The following is a 1,759-nucleotide window of genomic DNA, read 5'->3' as shown; positions in this document are numbered from 1 at the left end:
AAGGCTGGACACTCTTGGGGCTGAGAGGATTGGTGAGGTTGGGTGAGCAAACGCAGATACTTTAAAGTAACACCGCGGGGTACCCACCCCATGGGTCTCAAATCTCCAGGTACAAGGGCATCTTCCTACATCAAAACATGCATGGGAAACCCAGAAGATGGTATGCCGTGAGATCGGGAAAGGTTTCTAAAACGCACCTCATTTCTCCTCTCCTTGTGCTCGGGTTCGCCATTCCAGCCGCTTGACTAACCATCTCCCTACTTGGAGAATCAGCACCTTTAACCTCCTGTTTCGTACAGGTTGCAATTTGTCCTGAGGATGAACGGGAAGACGGGGAACCAACGAGAGACTAGCCCTAGGTGTTGGGACAGGCACAGGTCACTCCATTTTCCCATCAGGAAGAAGAATGAACCACAGGCTCAGCCTGCCCCCCAGAACCAAAATAGGGCCTGAAGCAATCCTGCGCTTTTGCGGCCAGCTCCCAAAAAAGCGAGTAGACAAATGGAGCTCAGGGGCACTGCAATTCACAAACGTGCAGAGTTATAAATGAGAACTCTCGTCCACAAATATATTGAGGGAAGGCAACGAAGAGGATTTGAAAGCAAGGCAGATTTGCAGGAAACAGATTTCAGGAGGTAGATTCGACTCGCCTTTAAAGCACATGAAAAGCGGCAAAACGTTGACAATGATGCCCTTGGCCAAAAAGGGCGTATGCGTTTTTTCCTGAATATATTCAGGAAAAAACGCATACGCCCTTTTTGGCCAACCAAGCAAGCCGGAAGGGCAAATCAGCGCTACAAAGAAGTCTCGCTTGCCCTCGGTCAAAAGGGCCATGCTGAAAAAAGTGTAAAAACCAGAAAAGCAGGACAGGCCATGGAGACATGGGAGCCTTGCTACGCTGATGGGCGGGATGTAAATTGCCAACAGGCACTCTGGAGAAGTGTACGGTGTGTCCTGAAACAAGTAATAAACACAGCTTAGAGAGCATAGGGCACTTCCACTCATGGGCGTATAAATTGGGAAAACTAAAAATCAACAAGACACAGGCACCCCAAACTTTACGGCTGCTCTGTTTCCAAGAACCTCCACTTCGGTACACCTTCAATATCCCAGGAAAGAGAAAAATGGATAAAGAAATGGTGGTACTTGGCACAATGGAATATCACTCAGCCATGAAATCAATGTCATAAGGCTAGTTAGCAGCATGATGAGTGGATTTAGGTACGATGATTCTAAGTGAAATAAGTCACACAGAAAAAGACACTTATCCTAAGATATCGCTTATAGAGGGAATGTCAAAATCGCTACACTTGAACTGAATTACAAAACAGAACAGAGTCACACCTTTAGAAGACACACTATGGCTGCTTAACGGGAAAGGTGAGGTGGGGTGATGCATAAAACAAGGGTTTGAAATTAGCTCAGAGACCGCTCCATAAGCCAAATATGTAATAGACAAGGCCTACTCCCTGCTCAGTGAACTGGACTCAACACCCCCTAGTCACCGCACAAGAATATATCTGACTAGTAAGAATCTGAAAACCTATGTATCGATATCTCTCTGCAAGTGAATCAAGAGGGTGTAAAGCGGCATAAACACAGCAGGGAAAAGCAGCCAAGCCCCATTCTAAACATAAATTACTTTAAAAAACCCACAAAACAAAGACAGTGAAAGAGAGAGAAATTCTTACAAAATCCGTTCAGGGTCTCTGATGCAACCTGGATTGACCATATCTAGACCCACAGCTGGATGAGACAT

The 1,759-nt window shown here is 45.9% G+C and carries 1 protein-coding gene; it reads right to left on the bottom strand.

All coding sequences use genetic code 11. The annotated features are described in order from the left end of the window. Positions 1 to 540 precede the first annotated feature (540 nt). The gene (locus ACXX81_RS24725) at positions 541 to 924 is read right to left on the bottom strand and encodes a hypothetical protein (protein WP_447119774.1); all 384 of its coding nucleotides are present in this window, start codon (positions 922 to 924) and stop codon (positions 541 to 543) included. Between the last annotated feature and the right edge of the window lie 835 nt (positions 925 to 1,759).

This window comes from Pseudomonas sp. GNP013, from assembly GCF_054343995.1.
This window is presented reverse-complemented; position numbering and strand designations above follow the sequence as displayed.